General features: G+C 56.7%; 18 protein-coding genes. 14 read left to right on the forward strand and 4 right to left on the reverse strand.

The window, feature by feature from the left end; genetic code table 11:
* Position 1 precedes the first annotated feature (1 nt).
* Positions 2-628, forward strand: a complete 627-nt coding sequence (gene rhtC, locus ACX1CU_RS01220) for a threonine export protein RhtC (protein WP_459400850.1) — start codon at positions 2-4, stop codon at positions 626-628.
* Between the two features lie 72 nt (positions 629-700).
* On the opposite strand, the gene rhtB is transcribed toward rhtC, so the two are convergent.
* Positions 701-1,321: a homoserine/homoserine lactone efflux protein gene (gene rhtB / locus ACX1CU_RS01225; RefSeq protein ID WP_459400851.1), complete on the reverse strand. Its 621-nt coding sequence runs from the start codon at positions 1,319-1,321 to the stop codon at positions 701-703.
* A gap of 104 nt (positions 1,322-1,425) precedes the next feature.
* Between rhtB and pldB the strand changes: the two genes are divergently transcribed.
* From pldB to ACX1CU_RS01275, 10 genes are all read left to right on the forward strand, one after another.
* Positions 1,426-2,463, forward strand: a complete 1,038-nt coding sequence (pldB, locus tag ACX1CU_RS01230) for a lysophospholipase L2 (RefSeq protein ID WP_459400852.1) — start codon at positions 1,426-1,428, stop codon at positions 2,461-2,463.
* An 11-nt stretch (positions 2,464-2,474) separates the two neighbouring features.
* On the forward strand, positions 2,475-3,275 hold the full coding sequence (yigL, locus tag ACX1CU_RS01235; protein ID WP_459400853.1) for a sugar/pyridoxal phosphate phosphatase YigL: 801 nt from the start codon (positions 2,475-2,477) through the stop codon (positions 3,273-3,275).
* 292 nt (positions 3,276-3,567) lie between these two features.
* Complete coding sequence (locus ACX1CU_RS01240) at positions 3,568-4,236, forward strand: cysteine hydrolase family protein (RefSeq protein WP_459400854.1); 669 nt, start codon at positions 3,568-3,570, stop codon at positions 4,234-4,236.
* A gap of 17 nt (positions 4,237-4,253) precedes the next feature.
* Positions 4,254-5,120, forward strand: a complete 867-nt coding sequence (locus ACX1CU_RS01245; protein WP_459400855.1) for an oxamate carbamoyltransferase subunit AllH family protein — start codon at positions 4,254-4,256, stop codon at positions 5,118-5,120.
* 108 nt (positions 5,121-5,228) lie between these two features.
* A complete protein-coding gene (gene fdrA / locus ACX1CU_RS01250; RefSeq protein WP_459400856.1) occupies positions 5,229-6,788 on the forward strand; it encodes an acyl-CoA synthetase FdrA in 1,560 nt (519 codons plus the stop codon).
* Positions 6,785-8,206, forward strand: coding sequence for a YlbE family protein (locus ACX1CU_RS01255; protein WP_459400857.1), 1,422 nt, complete (start codon positions 6,785-6,787; stop codon positions 8,204-8,206). The genes fdrA and ACX1CU_RS01255 overlap by 4 nt, the downstream gene beginning before the upstream one ends.
* The gene (gene arcC, locus ACX1CU_RS01260; RefSeq protein WP_459400858.1) at positions 8,203-9,162 is read left to right on the forward strand and encodes a carbamate kinase; all 960 of its coding nucleotides are present in this window, start codon (positions 8,203-8,205) and stop codon (positions 9,160-9,162) included. Before ACX1CU_RS01255 ends, arcC begins: the two co-directional genes overlap by 4 nt.
* 19 nt (positions 9,163-9,181) lie before the next feature.
* Positions 9,182-9,574: an allophanate hydrolase-related protein gene (locus tag ACX1CU_RS01265; protein WP_459400859.1), complete on the forward strand. Its 393-nt coding sequence runs from the start codon at positions 9,182-9,184 to the stop codon at positions 9,572-9,574.
* A gap of 87 nt (positions 9,575-9,661) precedes the next feature.
* A complete protein-coding gene (locus ACX1CU_RS01270; protein WP_459400860.1) occupies positions 9,662-10,885 on the forward strand; it encodes a cytosine permease in 1,224 nt (407 codons plus the stop codon).
* Between the two features lie 84 nt (positions 10,886-10,969).
* Positions 10,970-11,878: a LysR substrate-binding domain-containing protein gene (locus ACX1CU_RS01275; RefSeq protein ID WP_459400861.1), complete on the forward strand. Its 909-nt coding sequence runs from the start codon at positions 10,970-10,972 to the stop codon at positions 11,876-11,878.
* 7 nt (positions 11,879-11,885) lie between these two features.
* Here ACX1CU_RS01275 and ACX1CU_RS01280 read toward each other — a convergent pair whose 3' ends face one another.
* The 3 genes from ACX1CU_RS01280 to glpT all read right to left on the reverse strand — a co-directional run bounded on the left by ACX1CU_RS01280 (position 11,886) and on the right by glpT (position 15,254).
* Positions 11,886-12,596 carry a hypothetical protein gene (locus ACX1CU_RS01280; RefSeq protein WP_459400862.1) on the reverse strand — a complete coding sequence of 237 codons (711 nt, stop codon included), beginning with the start codon at positions 12,594-12,596 and terminating at the stop codon, positions 11,886-11,888.
* Between the two features lie 130 nt (positions 12,597-12,726).
* Positions 12,727-13,818, reverse strand: coding sequence for a glycerophosphodiester phosphodiesterase (gene glpQ / locus ACX1CU_RS01285; protein ID WP_459400863.1), 1,092 nt, complete (start codon positions 13,816-13,818; stop codon positions 12,727-12,729).
* A gap of 83 nt (positions 13,819-13,901) precedes the next feature.
* Complete coding sequence (gene glpT / locus ACX1CU_RS01290) at positions 13,902-15,254, reverse strand: glycerol-3-phosphate transporter (protein ID WP_459400864.1); 1,353 nt, start codon at positions 15,252-15,254, stop codon at positions 13,902-13,904.
* Positions 15,255-15,619: 365 nt separating this feature from the next.
* Between glpT and glpA the strand changes: the two genes are divergently transcribed.
* From glpA to glpC, 3 genes are read left to right on the forward strand one after another with little or no spacing between them, the layout of a single operon-like run.
* Entirely contained in the window at positions 15,620-17,269 is a 1,650-nt protein-coding gene (gene glpA / locus ACX1CU_RS01295; protein ID WP_459400865.1) for an anaerobic glycerol-3-phosphate dehydrogenase subunit A, read from the forward strand.
* Positions 17,259-18,530, forward strand: coding sequence for a glycerol-3-phosphate dehydrogenase subunit GlpB (gene glpB, locus ACX1CU_RS01300; RefSeq protein WP_459402694.1), 1,272 nt, complete (start codon positions 17,259-17,261; stop codon positions 18,528-18,530). The genes glpA and glpB overlap by 11 nt, the downstream gene beginning before the upstream one ends.
* Complete coding sequence (glpC, locus tag ACX1CU_RS01305) at positions 18,527-19,726, forward strand: anaerobic glycerol-3-phosphate dehydrogenase subunit GlpC (RefSeq protein WP_459400866.1); 1,200 nt, start codon at positions 18,527-18,529, stop codon at positions 19,724-19,726. Before glpB ends, glpC begins: the two co-directional genes overlap by 4 nt.
* Positions 19,727-19,741: the final 15 nt, after the last annotated feature.

Raw genomic sequence — 19,741 nt, forward strand, 5'->3', positions numbered from 1 at the left:
CATGCTGATATTATTTTTGACCGTGGCGATGGTGCATTTGATTGCGCTGATGAGCCCGGGGCCGGATTTCTTTTTTGTTTCGCAGACCGCCGTCAGCCGCTCGCGCCGTGAGGCGATGATGGGCGTGGTCGGGATCTCGCTGGGCGTTATGGTCTGGGCCGGGGTGGCGCTGCTGGGGTTGAACCTGATCCTGCAAAAAATGGCCTGGCTGCATCAGATTATTATGGTGGGTGGTGGCCTGTATCTGTGCTGGATGGGTTGGCAACTGCTGCGTTCTGCCCGCGCGCAGAATGCGCAAACTACGCCAACGGAAGAAGTCGCCGTGGTGTTGCCGAAGGCGGGCCGCAGCTTTATCCGCGGTTTATTGACCAATCTTTCCAACCCGAAAGCGGTGATTTACTTCGGTAGCGTGTTCTCGCTGTTTGTCGGTGAGGATGTCGGTGCCGGTGCGCGCTGGGGGTTATTCATGTTGATCACCGGCGAAACCTTTGTCTGGTTCAGCCTGGTGGCGGTGGTGTTTGCGCTGCCGGCCATGCGTCGGGGTTATCAGCGTTTAGCCAAGTGGATCGATGGCGTGGCGGGCGTGTTGTTCACCGGTTTTGGCCTGCATCTGATTTTTACCCGCTAAATAGCGGCCTAATAATGTCGAAGCGGGGAGGCGGCATCCCCGCTGGCCTGCATAACGCCTAGTATTGAATTGTCAGGCTTTTCTGGCCGTTGCTAGCAATCCTGCCACCAGAATAAACAGCGAGCCAAAAATACGGTTCAGCAAGCGCATCTGGCGCGGAGTCTTCAGCCAGTTGGCAATGCGCGTTGCCAGCGTGGCATAGCCAATCATCACAAAGATATCCACCACCACCGTGGTAACGCCCAGTATCACGTATTGCTCGGCCTGCGGCTGATTGGGCACGATAAACTGCGGGAACAGCGCGGCCAGGAACACAATGCTTTTCGGGTTGGTCAGATTCACCAGTACCGCGCGGCGAAACAGGCGGCGGCGTGGCATGGTGCCTGCCAAGGTATGCAAATCCAGCGCACCGGCGGCGCGCCACTGTTGAATGCCTAACCATACCAGATAGGCGGCACCAAACCATTTCAGCAGTTCAAACGCCAGCAACGACTGGGAAACCACTGCACCGAGGCCAATCCCTACCAGCACGATATGCAGGCTGAGCCCGACCTGCAATCCGGCGATCGACGCCACTGCACCACGGTAGCCGTGGCTGATACCGGTGCTCATGGTGTTAATCGCCCCTGAACCGGGGGAGAGGCTGAGGATAATGGTTGTCAGCAGATAGGTTAACCACCAGTCTAAGGTCATTGCAGTGCTCCCTGAATACGCCAATTTATGTCACAATACGCTAGTATTATTTCTTGTGCTAGAGATCACATTTACATCCCTGAGCCCCCGTGAAAAGGCATTCGATGACGTCATCCACTTTCAGTTCCACTGAATGGTTAAGCCGCGAAAAACAGTTTTCTGCTTTTGCTACCGGGCCATTGCTGGATTTTTGGCGGCAGCGTGAAGAGGGGGAGTTCCTCGGCGTGGGCGATGTGCCGATCCGTTTTGTGCGCTTCAGTTCACCGCAGCACCAGCGCGTGGTGGTGGTCAGCCCCGGGCGTATCGAGAGCTACATTAAGTACCCGGAAGTGGCCTACGATCTGTTCCACAGCGGTTATGACGTGATGATTATCGATCACCGTGGCCAAGGGCGCTCGGGGCGCATGCTGGCAGATTCACACCGTGGCCATGTGGTAAACTTTGCCGATTACGTTGACGATTTTGCCCGTTTTTACCATCAGGAAGTGCTGCCGCACGGTTATCAACAGCATCTGGCTTTGGCGCACTCGATGGGCGGCGCAATCATGGCGCAGTTTCTGGCGCGTGAACCCCAGGCTTTTGCCGCCGCAGCATTATGCGCGCCGATGTTCGGTATTTACCTGCCGATGCCGGGCTGGATGGCGAATCGTATTTTGAACTGGGCGGAAAAGCGCCCGACGCTGCGTGACTATTATGCCGTCGGTACTGGCCAATGGCGGCCATTGCCCTATGTGGTGAATGCCTTGACCCACAGCCGCGAGCGTTATCGCCGCAGTTTGCGCTATTATGCCGATTACCCTGAACTCCAGGTGGGTGGGCCAACCTATCACTGGGTACGAGAAAGTATTCATGCCGGGCGGCAGATCATTGCTCAGGCAGCTAAAATAACCACACCGATTTTATTATTGCAGGCTGGTGAGGATCGGGTGGTCGACAACCGTTCCCATTCGGCTTTTTGTCAGGCAATGTCAGACGCGGGGCACCCTTGTGAAGGGGGTAAACCGTGGGTTATCAAAGGCGCACGCCATGAGATCCTGTTCGAACGGGACGCGATGCGCGCCGAGGCACTGAATGCAATCCTGCACTTCTTTGCCCAGCACTTAGGTAGCGCTGCTGCTGCCGAAAACACCACTAGAGGTTAGAACATATCGCTATGTATCACGTCGTCGCTTCCGATTTAGATGGCACACTGCTGTCTCCTGACCATACCCTGACACCCTATGCCAAAGAGACGCTGAAGCTGCTGACGCAGCGCGGCGTACACTTTGTTTTCGCCACCGGCCGCCACCATATCGACGTTGCCCAGATCCGCGATAATCTCGGTATCAGCGCCTTTATGATCACCTCCAACGGTGCGCGGGTGCACAACACCGCAGGTGAACTGATCTTCAGCCATAATCTGGACGAAGATATCGCCCACGATCTCTACACCATGATGCATGACAATCAGGAGATCCTGACCAACGTCTACCGCAACGACGACTGGTTCATGAACCGTGAAAGCCCAGAGCAGGAAGCGTTTTTCCGCGAATCTGTCTTTAAATATCAGCTGTTTGAGCCGGGCCTGCTGGAAACCGACGGGGTATGCAAGGTGTACTTCACCTGCGACGATCACGATAAATTGCAGCCATTGGAAGATGCCATCAACGCGCGCTGGGGCGATCGGGTCAACGTCAGCTTCTCCTTGCCGACCTGCCTGGAAGTGATGGCGGGCGGAGTGTCGAAAGGCCACGCGCTGGAAGAAGTGGCCAAGATTATCGGCTATTCGTTGAAAGAGTGTATTGCCTTCGGCGATGGCATGAACGATCTGGAAATGCTGGCGATGGCAGGCAAGGGTTGCATCATGCGTGGCGCTCACCAGCGGCTGAAAGATACCTTGCCGGATCTGGAAGTGATCGGCTCTAACGCCGACGATGCAGTGCCGCATTACCTGCGCAAAATGTTCCTGTCGTAACTTGTCTGGGCGCAGCCTGCTGCGCCCGCTCTCGCTGCCTCAGCGACTCAGCTCACATTCCATCAACGATTTTTTCGATTCAAACCTCGTTGCTGCATCAATCTAATTGCAACTGAAAGCCAGCCCTCTGGTTATCTCACATTTATTGTATGGGTATTTATCCCGCTGCAAAATTTTCGTCGCTGCCCGCGAAATCGTTTATCTGTTATGTCTCCCCGCGCTCCTTATACTCAACGCAGATCCTCAAGATTATCGGCCTTCAGGCCGAAACATAACGAATCAGGAGATGCTCATGACACAGAAAACTTTTCACGCAGAACCTTTTGCCCTGCCGTTTGAGATTGGCAGCACCGCACTGGTAATGATCGACATGCAAAAAGACTTTGTTGAACCGGGCGGCTTTGGTGAAGCGCTGGGTAATGATGTCTCTTTCGTCCGTAGCGCTATCGAGCCCTGCAAGCGGGTGCTGGACGCCGCGCGCCGTCAGGGACTATTGGTGATTCATACCCGCGAAGGCCACCGTGCCGATCTGAGCGATTGTCCTCCAGCCAAACTGACGCGCGGTGGGCAAACCTTTATCGGTACTCATGGGCCGATGGGCCGTATTCTGGTGCGCGGTGAAGCGGGCCACGACATCATTCCTGAACTTTACCCACAGGCCGGTGAACCGGTGATCGACAAACCGGGGAAAGGCGCGTTCTACCAGACCGATCTGCATCTGATCCTGCAAAATCACGGCATCAAGACGCTGATCGTGTGCGGCGTTACCACCGAGGTTTGCGTGAATACCACCGTGCGCGAAGCCAATGACCGTGGCTACGAATGCATTATTCCGCAGGACTGCGTCGGCTCTTACTTCCCGGAATTCCAGAAATACGCCCTGGAGATGATCAAAGCGCAGGGCGCTATCTTCGGCTGGGTCAGCGATGCTTCCGCCATTGTGGATGGTTTGCAGAGCTAAGCGGTATGGGGCAGCCAATGATTTTCCCGGTGCTTTCTGTGGGCTATCTGGCTGCCAGCAGGTTGGTAGACGGGGATGAGCTTCATATACACAGTGGTTTTCAGCGTTCGCTAAACCTGCGCCACCCCGACGGTTATTTGCTCTCGATCCTGAGCCGCGATAACCAGAATCTGCCGGATGCGATCCGCATTGCGCTTCCTGGCAATTGGGACTGGCGTTACCACATGCAGGCAGGGCAGCGCGTCCGGTTCGATCGCGGCACTTTGCAGAGTGAACGCTGGGGCATCGTACTGAACCGCAGTACCTGCTGGCATCCACAGCGCTGGTTGTCGGGTGAGTTTGCTCCTTTGCTTTCGAGCGTATTGCGTCATTACTCCCTGCTTGCCAGCCAACTGAGCCAATATTGCCAACAACACCAGATTGAAAGCGATCTGCAACTGCTGCCTGGTATGGGGCCATCCGCGCGGGCGGTAAAGCTGGAGATTACCGATAGCCCCGCGCAACTGACGGCAGAAGTCACCGCGCTGATCGGCTTCGGACGCGGGCTGACGCCGGATGGCGATGACTATTTATTGGGATATCTGACGGCACTGTGGCCGTGGCGGCAGCACCCTGCCATCGCTACGCACGACGCCACGCTGCGCAGCATTATTGGCAGCCAGCTATCACGCACCAATGACATCAGCCGCCATTATCTGGCGCGCGCGCTGGAAGGCCACGTCTCGCAACCGATCTGTGACTTGATGCTGTTGTTGGACACCGAGGCGGCTGCCACCCAGATCCAGGCGGCAGCGCAACAGGTGATGCAGTTTGGCGCCTCTTCTGGCGTGGATTGCTTGGCCGGGTTGTTACACGGTCTGAGGACGTTAAGAAGCGTGCTCTAAGCCCTGCAAGATGAACCGATTAATTTCAACATGCTGAAAAGCCTTTTTCAGCAGGGAACCCTTTTGCCTGCTGTCAACCGGTGGGCAGATCTCGTACAGGTAACCGCTATGAGTGTAATGCATAAAGTTTTTGCCAATCTTTATCAGGATTCCGTATCGCTGATGCAGATTTCGGCGCAAATCAGCCAACTGCCCGGCATTGAACAGGCCTCGGTGGTGATGGGAACCGCCACCAATCTGGCCCAACTGCGCGATGCCGGTTTGGATAACGGCTGTCAGGCCGGGCCAAACGATCTGATCATTGCCGTGCGCGGGGAAGAAGAGGCCTGCGTTGCCGCGCTTGAGCTGGCGCATCAACGCCTGAATAGCAAACCCGCAGAAAGCAGCGGCGAAGGCGTGCACGCGCCACAGTGGGTAAGCCTGGAAATGGCCGCCGAGCAACAGCCTGACATTAATCTGGCGCTGATCTCCGTACCCGGTGATTACGCGGCAGCCGAGGCGATTAAAGCCCTGCATCTGGATATGAACGTGATGCTGTTCAGCGATAACGTCAGCCTGGAGCAGGAAAAGCAGATCAAACTGCTGGCCCAGAGCAAAAACCGTTTGGTGATGGGCCCGGACTGCGGCACCGCGATCATCAACGGCCTGCCGCTGGGTTTTGCCAACGTGGTGAAGCCCGGTGCAATCGGCATCGTTGGTGCTTCAGGCACCGGCGTACAGGAAGTGACCTGCCGCATCGACCAGTTAGGAGCGGGGATTTCTCAGGCGATTGGCACCGGTGGCCACGATCTGCACGAAGAGATCGGCGGTATCTCCATGCTGCATGGGTTGCAGGCGCTGGCGGCCGATCCGGCGACTCAGGTGATCGTACTAATCTCCAAGCCCCCGGCGCGCCCGGTGGCCGAACGTATTCTTGAACAGGCACAAGCCTGCGGTAAACCGGTGGTGGTCAACTTCCTGGGCGCTGCACCGGAAGAGGTCACTCGTCCTGGGATCACGGCGGCAGCCACCTTGGCAGACGCCGCCGGGCTGGCGGTGGCATTGGCTAACGGCACGCCATCACCGGCCTCGGTCACCGCGATATCAGCGGAAGATCGCGAGATGCTGCAAAATGCCAGCGTCTGCTTGCCAGCTACTCGCCGCGCTATTCGTGGCGTATTTGCCGGTGGCACCTTCTGCTATGAAAGCCAACTGCTGTGCCAGCAGCAAGGGTTTAGCGCGGCGTCGAATACGCCGGTTAAGGGTAACACCAAGCTGGCGGATATCTGGCGTAGCCAAGGTCATACGCTGATCGACATGGGCGACGACGATTTCACCCGTGGCAGGCCGCACCCGATGATCGACCCTACTTTGCGCAACCAGCGCGTGGTGGCGGAACTGAACGATGCTGATACCGCCGTGGTGCTGTTTGATCTGGTGCTGGGCTATGGCGCGGCGGCTGAGCCAGCGACCGAACTGCTCGCCCTGTTGAGCCAAAGCCATAACCAATCCAGGCCGTTGCTGATTGCCCATGTCTGCGGCACCGAGGCCGATCCACAACAACGTTCGCGTCAGATCGCGGCCCTGCGTCAGGCTGGCGTACTGGTTGCCGGTTGCAATGCTCAGGCGGCCATGTGGGCCAGTCTGGTTGCCCGCATTCAGGCAGAGAAAAACGGAGAAAAAGCATGAATCCATTATTCCAGCAGCCACTGAAAGTGGTGAATGCCGGGCTGGCCGGTTTTGCCGACAACCTGAAACAGGCCAATGGCGACGTGGTTGCGCTGAACTGGCAACCGCCCGCTTTGGGCGACGTGCAGGCCGGGCTGGATCTGGCTGAGTTGATTCGCCACCCGTTGGTCGAACAGGCCAACCAGATCGCTTTTGAACGCTACCTGAGCGCTCAGCCGGTACTGATTGATGTGATGAGCGCTGCCGAAGCCATCGCTGCTATGGCCCAGCGCAAGCTGATCCTGCACTCCGGCCCGCCGATTGCCTGGCCAGATATGTGTGGCCCGGTGAAAGGGGCGATTGTGGGCGCGATCCTGTTTGAAGGCTGGGCTGCCGACCATCAGGCCGCCGAGCGCCTGATCGCCGAAGGCGCGGTAGAGCTGGAGCCCTGCCACCATCATCAGGCGGTTGGGCCAATGGCGGGGATTATCAGCCCGTCCATGCCGCTGTGGGTGATTGAAAACAAAACCAACGGCCAGCGTGCGTTCAGCAACTTCAATGAAGGCCTGGGCAAAGTGCTGCGCTTTGGTGCCAACAATGAAGAAGTGTTGCAGCGCCTGCGTTGGATGCAGCAAGAACTGGCACCGGCGCTGAAAGCCGCCGTGCGTCAGATTGGCGAGTTGGAACTGAAACCGCTGATGGCGCAGGCGTTGCACATGGGGGATGAGGTTCACAACCGTAACGCCGCGGCGACCGGGCTACTGATTAAGCGTCTGGTGCCAGCGTTGCTGGCCTGCAACCTGCCGCTGGCAACGCTGCAAAGCGTAGTGGCATTTATTACCGGCAACGATCACTTCTTCCTCAACCTGTCGATGGCCGCCTGTAAAGCGATGATGGATGCCGCGACTGGCGTGCCATACAGCTCGATGGTCACCGTGATGGCGCGCAACGGCGTTAATTTCGGTATCCGCCTGTCCGGCACCGGCGAGCGCTGGTTCCAGGCTCCGGCCAACGCGGTGGAAGGGCTGTTCTTCCCCGGTTACGGCGTGGAGGATGCGGCGGCCGATCTCGGCGACAGCGCGATTACAGAAACCGCAGGCGTGGGGGGTTTTGCCATGGCGTCATCACCGGCCATCGTCAAGTTTGTCGGCGGTACACCGGCCGATGCCACCAATAACAGCCGCCGTATGCAAGCGATTACCGTCGGTGCTAACCCGGCCTTTACCCTGCCTGCGCTCAACTTTGCGCCGACGGCGGCGGGGATCGATGCGCGTAAAGTGGCCGATCGCCAGATCCTGCCGGTGATCAATACCGGTATCGCCCACAAACAGGCAGGGGTTGGGCAGATTGGCGCAGGTATTACCACCGCGCCGATGCCTTGTTTCGTCGATGCCATTCAGGCATTGGCTCAGTCACTGCCAGCGGGAGAAACAGCATGAGCAAACCTTTAGCCGTGGTTGCCGTTGGCGGTAACGCGTTGATTCAGAACGATCGGCAAAACAGCATTCCCGATCAGTATCAGGCGGTGATGGAAACCGTCGGGCACGTTGTCGAGATGATCGAAGCCGGTTGGGATCTGGTGCTGACCCACGGCAACGGGCCGCAGGTCGGGTTTATCCTGCGCCGTTCCGAGCTGGCGGCGGAAGAAGTGGCACCGGTACCGCTGGATTACGCGGTGGGCGATACCCAGGGCGCGATTGGCTACATGTTCCAGAAGGCATTGAATAACGAACTGCAACGCCGGGGGATTCAGCGCCCTGTGGTCGCGCTGGTGACGCAAACTCTGGTCAGCATTGATGATCCCGCCTTCCAGCACCCGAGCAAGCCGGTAGGGGCATTTTTCGACCAGAAAACGGCGTTGGAGCGCCAGCAGAAGCTGGGCTGGACGGTGATGGAAGACGCGGGCCGCGGCTGGCGCCGCACGGTGCCTTCCCCTGAGCCGCTGGAGATCATCGAACGTGAGGTGATCGGCCAACTGCTGGCCCAGGGCTGCATCGTGATCGCCTGTGGCGGCGGCGGGATCCCGGTGATCCGCGATGAACACCAACAACTGCAAGGCGTAGAAGCGGTGATCGACAAAGATCTCGCCTCGGCATTGCTGGCAGAACAGCTCGGTGCGGATCTGCTGATGATCCCAACCGGCGTTGAACAGGTTGCCATCAATTTTGGCACTCCCCAGCAGCAGTGGCTGGATACGCTGAGTATTGAACAGGCGCAGGAATTACTGCAACAGGGGCAATTTGGTGCTGGCAGCATGCAGCCGAAAGTCGAAGCCATCTTGGGCTTTGTCACCCGCAGTCAGCAGCAGGGCAAGAACGGCCAGGGGCTAATCACCAGCCCGCAAGCCATTAAGGCTGCACTGAATCACCAGACCGGCACTTGGATTAAGTCATAACAATTAAGGAATTAACACGATGAGTCAGACTACTTTGGTGGCTGTGAATGGCACCTTGATGCGCGGCCTGGAACTGAACGGCAACATGACCGCAGCAGGCGGGGTTTTTGTTCGTGAAGATCAAACCGATGCCCACTACCGGCTGTGGAGTATTAACGATCGCCACCCCGGCATGATCCGGGTGATGGAAGGCGGCGTTTCGGTAGCGCTGGAAATCTGGGAGCTGCCGATGGCGTCGTTCGCGACGCTGTTGTTGAGCGAACCTGCTGGGCTGTCGATCGGCAAAGTGAAGTTGCTCAACGGCAACGAAGTGCTGGGCGTACTGGCGGAACCTTGGCTGGTGGCCGGGCAAAAGGAAATTACCGAGTGCGGCGGCTGGCGACAGTATACCGGTGAAACTTTCACAGAATGAGTTTCTAGCTCTTCAGGCTATGCCCCGCCAGTGGCACTGATGTGCGCTGGCGGGACCTCCTGATACAAAACTCCATAGGAGTAATTTATGCGTAAAACGGATGAAAGCGTCAGTACCGCATCCGGCTTTCATATTGCGATGATCTTACTGGGGATTGCGGTCACCCCGGTGTTGCTCTCTTCTTCCAGCCTCGGCAACCAGCTATCCCGTTCAGAGCTGACCACCGTGGTGGGCTTAGGGGGGATTATTCTGGCGGTGTTGGCCGCCATCACCATCAGCGTGGGTGAAAAAGCCCGTTTGCCGACCTACGGCATTGTGAAGTATCCCTTCGGCGAACGTGGCGCGGTGGCTATCAACATTCTGATGGCGATCAGCCTGTTTGGCTGGATTGCGGTGACCGCCAATATGTTCGGTCATTCGGTGCACGATCTGCTGGCGCAGCGTGGTATGGATCTGCCAACGCCGCTACTGGTGGCCGTAGGGTGCTGTATTTTCGTCGCGTCCACCGCCTTTGGTTTTGCCGTGCTGGGCAAAGTAGCACAGATCGCAGTGCCGATTATCGCGCTGGTACTGTGTTATATCCTGTATGTGGCGACGCACGGCGAGGTGGAACTGGCACAACGCGCTGGCAGTATGGACATCGGCGTGGCGGTGTCTACCGTGGTGGGGACGATCATTGTGCTGGTGGCCACCTTGCCGGACTTTGGCAGCTTCGTGCATAACCGCAAGCATGCGCTGATCGGTGCGTTGATCACCTTCCTTATCGCTTACCCACTGCTGTATTGGGTGGGAGCCACTCCGAGCGCATTGAGCGGGCAAGGGTCGCTGCTGGCCGCGATGGCGGTATTCGGTTCGGTATTACCGGCGGCGTTGTTGCTGGTGTTTGCCTGCATCACCGGTAACGCCGGTAATATGTTCCAGGGCACCTTGGTGGTTTCAACGTTACTGACCCGTTTCCCGAAATGGCAGATCACCCTGGCGCTGGGCGTGCTGTCGGCGATTGTCGGCAGTATGGATATCATGAGCTGGTTTATTCCGTTCCTGCTGTTCTTGGGAATCGCTACACCGCCGGTGGCCGGTATTTATATCGCCGACTTCTTCCTCTATCGCCGCAATGGTTATCAGGAAGCGGTGCTGGCGGCGGAGCCGCAGATTAAGCTGCTGACGTTTGTTGCCTGGGCTGCGGGCTCGGCGGTGGGTTTTATGACGGTAAAAGGGATGTTTACCCTGACCACCATTCCTTCGGTGGACTCGATCCTGGTGGCCTGCGTGGGTTATGCGCTGTTAAGCCGGATCGGTACGCAAAAATAATACTCAGGTATAATCGAACATAGTGAATATGCTGCCAGCACGTAAGCTGGCAGTCTCCTCTCTAGGCTGCTTCAGGGAATCATTATGTTTATCTCCGACGAAACATTGCGGGTCATCCATCTGGTTGCCAAATACCAGAGCATTACTACCGCCGCTGAGCACCTGAATAAAGTCCCTTCCGCGATCAGCTATACGGTTAAAAAATTAGAGGAGAGTTTTGGCGTTGAACTCTTCTTGCGCAAAGGCCGCTATATCGAACTCACCCCGGCGGGTGAGTACTTTGTCGAACACAGCAAAACCATTCTCAATGATTTGGACGCGCTACAGCGCAATACCGCCCTGATTCACGGCGGTGTGGAGCAGGAGCTGACGATCGCGGTGAACAATATTATTCCCCGTTCGGCGATCGTGGAGTTTGTTTGTGACTTTGAAGCGATGTTTCCCTCCACCCGGCTGACCATTGATACCGAAGTGTATAACGGCTGCTGGGATGCGCTGTATAGCAAACGGGCCAATCTGGTGATTGGCGCTCCGCATGTGGTGCCCAGCACCGAAGGGATTATCAGTGAGTCGATAGGCCACCTGGAATGGGATTTCGTCGTCGGGCCAGAGCATCCGCTGGCCACCCAGGTTTTGCCATTACAGAACAATGAACTGCGACACTATCCGGCGCTGTGCATCCGCGACACCGCAGTCAATTTTGTGCCGCAGCAGGCGTGGTTGCTGGAGGGGCAAAAACCGATGTTTGTGCCTGATTTTGCCACCGCCATTGAGCTTATCCAACGCAATGTGGGCATTGGTTATGTGCCGCACCATCTGGCTTTGCCGTTGTTGAACTGCGGTTCGTTAGTCAAAAAATCGATGCAGGAACATAAACATGCCACGCAGATCTTTTTAGCCGCTCGTTCCGATGGCATGGGCAAGGTCAGCCGCTGGTGTATGGATTACCTGCTGGCACCTTCGTTCCGCGCCCGGTTGCATGGTCAATTGTGAAAGCGGTTTATTCCTGAATTTTGCAGACTAAATCGTACGAATATAGGGTTCCATCAGGTGCGGCCTGAATGAGCTCCATATCCTGATCCAAACTGCAAAATAAAGCGGCGCTGCTGTGGGCCGCTGAGGCGTAGGTAATATCAAAGAACAGCGGCGTATGATTTTCGTGCTGCTGGTTTTTCACTTCTTTTTTGATCCACTGCTCCATCTCTAAGGTTATTTTTTGCAGATCGTCATGCTCTTTGAGCAGGTGGATTTCATAATTTCTGCTCCCCGCCATATTCGCCAGCGTAGTTCTATATTCCTGCTGCAAGGATTCCGGGATCAGCAGTGATAATTTCTCGGCTGCTCGGTAAGTTTGCAAGAATGAAGGTAAATGCTCCAGCGGCGGGGAACCCACCACCTGCGGGCAGTAGAGCAGCGGTTTTCTTTTAGCGATCTGGTAAAGGTGCGGTTTTTTGACGTGATGCAAGGTCATTACCGAGGCAAATAATAGTAACAGCGTCGTAAAGAGTAATGGGATAAACCAAATCAGGAAACTGACGAGGTCGCTAAACGGATGGGAGTAACGCTCAACGTCGTCTGGGCGGAAAAAGCGTAATACCATTTTGAAGATCAGACCTTCATTCAGCGCATCGGTGACCCAGCCGGTCAGCACAATGGCCGATAGGGCATAACATGACGTTTTAAGATGCTGCAATAAGACTGAGCGTTCCATAAACTGCATCCTCGTAATAACCATGATCCGTATCCTTCCATTATACCGGTCGGCTTTCAAGGTTATGGGGGATTGGTTACTCGAGTAGGTTCAAAGGAAGCCCCACCCGAATGGGCGGGGCTGGCTGGGGTTATTTGTGTAACTTGTGCTGTTGCAGGAACTGTACGCCTTTGTCTGGGAAGTCGGTGAACAGGCCGTCAACGCCTGCATCAATGTAGAAAATTTTCAGCATATCGTTGAAATCCTTGGCGTAGGCAGGAACCTGGCCCGGATCGGCACGGAAGGTGTAAGGGTGGATCTGCAAGCCCTGCTGCTTAGCCTCTTTCGCCAAGGTGGTCAGCTCAATGTGGCCAGGGGTTGAAGTGCTTTTCACAATCATTGGATACCATGGGCCAATGCCATCGGCATATTTAGCCAGCTTGGCGGCAGCGCCGGGTTCATACATCCAGTCGTAGCTGTACGGCGTCAGGCTGCCGTCCGGGTGGATCACCATCGTTTCGCTCACCTTCTGATCGCCGGTATTGGTGATCAGCTGTACCAGTTTGATGTCCATGTTCATCGCCGGTAACAGCTCTTTTTTCACCCGCTCTAAATCCGGCGCATCAAAGCTTTGCAGGTAAGCTTTGTCGTCTTTTTTGGTGTAACCGTAGGATTTCAGCACTTCCAGCACGGCTTTGGAGATATCTTTGCCTTCGATTTTGTGGAACCAAGGTGCCTTGGTTTCCACGTAGATGCCAATATCCTTGCCGGTTGAGTGATTCATCCCCTGAATCATCTCAATCTCATCTTGCAGCGTGTGGATGCGGAAATCAGATTTCCACATTGGGAAACGGTTAGGGAATTTCTGCTGCTGCACGCCGTCTTTAACCAAAAACTCTTCGGTGAACTTCAGCGACTGGATCTCGGCCAGGGTGAAGTCGATGGCATAATAGCGGCCATCTTTGCGCTTGCGGTCTGGGAACTTCTGCGCCACGTCGGTCACGCGGTCAAGGAAGTGATCGTGCAGGACGATCAGTTTGTCGTCCTTGGTCATGACCACGTCCTGCTCCAGATAGTCCGCGCCTTGGGCGTAGGCCATAGCCTTGGCAGGCAGCGTGTGCTCCGGCAGGTAACCGCTGGCACCACGGTGGGCGATGACCAGTTTATCCGCAGCCTGCGCAACGCTGAGCATTGAAGTGGCGAGAATGATCCCTGTTAGCAGGGCTTTGGTTTGAGTTCGCATTCTATAATCTCCATTTTATAGGCAGAGGTAAGTAAAAAGGCCGCAGAGAGCGACCTTTAAATTATGCAAAAGTATTGTGACAGTTAACCGCGTTTGGCTGCGATATCAGCGTGATGCTTCTTCTCGCTGATCATGGTTAACAACAGCAGGATGACTGCGCCGATGCTGCCGCCGATCATCACCATAAAGCCGCCGTCCCAGCCGAAATAGTCTACGGTGTAACCGACGATGGCGCTGGCGGCAACGGAGCCACCCAGGTAGCCGAACAGACCGGTGAAGCCCGCCGCCGTACCCGCCGCTTTTTTCGGTGCCAACTCCAGCGCGTGCAGGCCGATCAGCATGACCGGGCCGTAGATCAGGAAGCCGATGGTGATCATACAGGCCATATCGATGCCCGGATTACCCACCGGGTTTAGCCAGTAAACGATAGTGGCGATGGTGACCAGCACCATGAAGAACACCCCGGTGGCACCACGGTTACCTTTGAACACCTTGTCCGACATCCAACCACACAGCAGCGTGCCTGGAATACCGGCGTATTCGTACAGGAAGTAGGCCCAGGATGATTTATCCAGCGCGAAGTGTTTGACCTCTTTCAGGTAGGTTGGCGACCAGTCGAGGATGCCGTAACGCAGCAGGTAGACAAAAACGTTAGCGATGGCGATATACCACAACAGCTTGTTCGGCAGAACGTACTGCATGAAGATCTGCTTGGCAGTCAGTTCTTCTTCTGCTTTATCGCTGTAGTCATCCGGGTAGTCGTTTTTGTACTCTTCGATCGGCGGTAAACCACAGGACTGCGGGGTATCACGCATCAGAGCAAAGGCGATCATCGCCACCAGGATCGCACCGAAGGCTGGCATATACAGCGCCGCTTTCCAGTCGTTGAACCACGCCATCCCCAGCAGGAACAGCAGCGGCGGCAGACCACCACCCACGTTATGGGCACAGTTCCACACCGAAACGATACCGCCACGCTCTTTCTGCGACCACCAGTGCACCATGGTACGGCCACACGGTGGCCAACCCATGCCCTGGAACCAGCCACACAGGAACAGCAGCACAAACATCACCGCAATGCTGGAGGTTGCCCAAGGCACAAAGCCCATAAACAGCATCACTGCGGCTGACAGGATCAGGCCTGCGGGCAGGAACACGCGCGGGTTAGAACGGTCGGAAACCGACCCCATGATGAACTTGGAGAAACCATAAGCGATGGAGATCCCTGACAGCGCAAAGCCCAGGTCCCCACGGCTGAAACCTTGCTCGATCAGATACGGCATCGCCAGGGTGAAGTTTTTACGCACCAGATAGTAGGCGGCGTAACCGAAGAAAATCCCCATAAAAATTTGCCAGCGCAGCTTACGGTAGAGCGGATCTACCTTATCGACCGGCACACGGGAAATGTGTGCGGCTGGCTTAAAAATACTCAACATGAGCGCCTCCGATGGCTTTATCAGTTATTACATCAGCAGGAAACGGATGTCCTGAAGATGATCGAGCGGATACCAGAATTAAGTGTTGTCAAATTGTTCCATAACGAGCGCCATCCTAGTCAAAACCCGCGAGTCCCATTGTGATGGATGGCGCAATTGTTACACTTTTATGAAACATCGGCGGATTCTGCGCGATTGGTTAACATTTTGAAATGAGTAAACAGCAAAAACTTGTGATTTTGATCACATTTGTGGTTTTTTAAGGTCATTTTACTTTCGTTTTTTGTTCGTTATTGTTCCTTATCAAACAAAATCCTTAATAAATGTGTACCAATAGGATGATAACCATAGGCCCAGGGGGCGTAATGAATAACGACTCACCAGTGACCGAAACGGATGTGATCATTATTGGCGGCGGGGCGACCGGTGCAGGTATTGCCCGTGACTGTGCACGGCGCGGGTTGCGCTGCGTTTTGCTGGAGCGGCATGACATCGCTACCGGGGCGACCGGCCGTAACCATGGGCTGTTGCACAGCGGGGCGCGCTATGCGGTGACCGACGGTGAATCGGCCCGCGAGTGCATTGAAGAAAACCGCATACTGAAACGCATTGCCCACCACTGCATCGAACCTAGCGATGGCTTGTTTATTACCCTGCCGCAGGATTCGCTGACGTATCAACAGCAGTTTATTACCGCCTGCCTGAATGCCGGGATTAATGCCGAAGCGATCGAACCCCAGCAGGCGCTGCGTCTGGAGCCTGCGGCTAACCCGGCGTTGATCGGCGCTGTGCGGGTGCCGGATGGCACCGTCGATCCTTTCCGGCTGACCGCCGCCAATATGCTGGATGCGCGTGAGCATGGTGCGCAGGTGCTCACCTATCATCAGGTAATAGGTTTATTGCGTACGAGCGATCGGGTGACCGGCGTGCGCGTTTTCGACCATAAAAACGCTCGTCAATACGACATTTATGCGCAGGTGGTGGTGAATGCCGCCGGCATTTGGGGCCAACAGATTGCAGAGTATGCCGATCTGCGGGTGCGCATGTTCCCGGCCAAAGGGGCGCTGTTAATCCTCGGCCATCGCATTAATAACATGGTGATCAACCGCTGCCGCAAACCGGCAGACGCCGACATTCTGGTGCCGGGAGATACTATCTCGTTGATTGGCACTACCTCTACCCGTATTGATTACGACCAGATCGACAACATGGTGGTTACCCCGCAGGAAGTGGACGTGCTGATCCGCGAAGGCTCGCTATTGTCACCAATACTGGCGCAAACCCGCATTCTGCGTGCCTACGCCGGTGTGCGGCCGCTGGTGGCGCGCGATGACGATCCTTCCGGGCGTAACGTCAGCCGCGGCATTGTGCTGCTCGATCACGCGGAACGTGACGGCCTGGAGGGTTTTATCACCATTACCGGCGGCAAGCTGATGACCTATCGGCTGATGGCGGAATGGGCGACCGACAAGGTGTGCGCCAAGCTGGGCATTAATAGCCCGTGCACCACGGCGCAAGTGGCGTTGCCGGGTTCCCGCCAGTCGGCGGAAGAAACGGTGCGCAGCGTGGTGTCGCTGCCTGCGAGCATCCGGGGTTCGGCGGTATATCGCCACGGCGATCGCGCCAGCCAGATTCCTTCGGGCGATCGGCTGGATAACAGCCTGGTGTGCGAATGCGAGGCGGTGACCGCCGGTGAAGTCCGCTATGCGGTGAACTCCTTGACCGTCAATAACTTGGTCGATCTGCGCCGCCGCACCCGCGTTGGCATGGGCACCTGCCAAGGGGAGCTGTGTGCCTGCCGTGCTGCTGGGTTACTCACGCACTTTAATGTCACCACGCCGCAGCAATCCATCGCACAGCTCTCTCACTTCCTCAATGAACGCTGGAAAGGCGTGCGGCCTATCGCCTGGGGCGATGCGTTGCGGGCCAGTGAGTTCACCAGTTGGGTTTACCAGGGGTTGTGCGGGCTTGATGCGCGCGGTGATCAGCAGCAGGAGGCCGATGATGCAATTTGACGTGGTAGTGATTGGCGGCGGGCTGGCAGGGCTGAGCTGCGCCATCCGTTTGGCCGAGCAGGGCAAGCGTTGCGCAGTGGTCAGTTCTGGCCAGAGTGCGCTCTATTTTTCTTCCGGCTCGCTCGATCTGCTGGCGCAATTGCCCGATGGCACGGCGGTGGAATCACCGTTGGCGGCCTTACCGGCGCTGGCGCAGCAGGCTCCGCAACACCCTTATAGCCTGATGGGGGCTACCCGCGTCGCCGCACTGGCCGCAGAGGCGGTGCAGTTGCTGGCGCGCTGTGGCGTGCAGATGCAGGGCAGCAGCGAGCGTAACCACTTACGCGTCACGCCGCTCGGCACGCGCCGCGCCACCTGGCTCAGCCCGCAGGCGATTCCGACCACTGCGCTTGGCGGCGTTTTGCCGTGGCGCAAGATCGCGGTGCTGGGCATCGAAGGCTTCCTGGATTTTCAGCCGCAGATGGCGGCCAGTTCGCTGGCCGAGGAACAGGGCGTGAAAGCCGAGGTCGCTTCGCTGCATTTACCGCTGCTGGATCGGCTGCGCAATAACCCCAGTGAGTTCCGCGCGGTAAATATCGCCCGCGTGCTGGATGTGCCAGAGAATCTGGCCGTGTTGACGGAAGAGATAAAACGCCAGGCGGGTGAGGCGGAAGCTATCTTCCTGCCTGCCTGTCTGGGGCTGGAAAGCGATCGGCCACTGGCGGCGCTGCGCGAGGCGCTAGGCAAACCGGTATTCCTGTTGCCGACGCTGCCGCCTTCGGTGCTTGGCATGCGGTTGCATCAGGCATTGCGCCAGCGTTTGCAGACGCTGGGCGGCGTATTTATGCCGGGGGATACCGTATTACGGGCGGATTTTGACGGGCAACGTATTAACGGCCTGTATACGCGCAACCACACTGACATTCCGCTGCGCGCGCAGCAGGTGGTGTTGGCCAGCGGCAGTTTCTTCAGCAATGGGCTGGTGGCGGAGTTTGACGGCATCCGTGAACCAGTGTTTGGCCTCGACGTTTACAGCAAGCCCCAGCGTGAAGAGTGGAGCCGCAGCGATTTGTTCGCGTCGCAACCCTATCTGCAATTTGGCGTGCAGACCGATGCCAGTTTACGTGCGCTGAAGCAGGGGCAGGCGATGGCTAACCTGTACGCTATCGGTGCCGTGGTCGGGGGTTACGATCCGTTACAGCAAGGCTGTGGAGCTGGGGTATCGCTGATTGGGGCGTTGCACGTGGCACAACAGATTGCTATGCAGGAGGTTTCGGCATGAGCCTGTTAAAAGACAACAGTTTTGAGAGCTGCATTAAATGCACGGTGTGTACCACCTATTGCCCGGTGGCTAAGGTCAACCCGCTCTATCCGGGGCCGAAGCAGGCCGGGCCGGATGGCGAGCGCCTGCGGCTGAAAGATCCCGCGCTGTATGATGAGGCGCTGAAATACTGCACCAACTGCAAACGCTGTGAAGTGGCGTGCCCATCCGAGGTGAAAATCGGTGACATTATCCAGCGCGCCCGCGCCAATTTCAGCCAGAAGAAGCCGACGCTGCGCGACGCTATTCTCAGCCATACCGATATCATGGGCTCGCTTTCAACGCCGTTTGCGCCGATCGTTAATGCCACCACCGGGTTGAAGCCGGTGCGTATGCTGCTGGATAAAGCGCTGAAGATCGATCACCGGCGTGAACTGCCAAAATACTCTTTCGGCACCTTCCGCCGCTGGTATCGCCAACAGGCGAAACAGCAACAGTGTTATAGCGAACAGGTGGCGTTTTTCCACGGTTGCTTTGTCAATTACAACCATCCGCAGCTCGGTAAAGATCTGATCAAGGTTTTCAACGCCATGGATATCGGCGTGCAACTGCTGAAGCGCGAGAAATGCTGCGGCGTACCGCTGATCGCCAATGGCTTTATGGAACAGGCTAAAAAGCAGGCCAAGGTGAACGCCGAATCCTTGCACGATGCGGTGCTGGAGCGCGGTATTCCGGTAGTTGCCACCTCTTCGAGCTGTACCTTTACCCTGCGCGATGAATATCCGCATCTGTTGGAGATCGATACCTCGGCGGTGCGCGAACGGGTAGAACTGGCAACGCGTTATCTTTATCGCCTGCTGAGCCAGGGGCGCAGTTTACCGCTCAAGCACACGCCGCTGCGCGTGGCTTACCATACGCCATGCCATATGGAAAAAATGGGCTGGACTGCTTACACGTTGGAGCTGTTACGGCAGATCCCAGGGTTGGAGTTGGTGGTGCTGGAGTCGCAATGTTGCGGGATCGCCGGAACGTACGGCTTCAAGTCAGAGAACTATGAAACCTCGCAGGGCATTGGTGCTTCATTGTTCCGCCAGATTGAAGAGAGCGGCGTGGACCTGGTGATTACCGACTGCGAAACCTGTAAATGGCAAATCGAGATGTCGACCAGCAAGCGCTGTGAACACCCGATCACCGTACTGGCACAGGCGCTGGGCTAGAAATTAAAGGGGCCG

The sequence above is a fragment of the Serratia sp. D1N4 genome, from assembly GCF_054552755.1.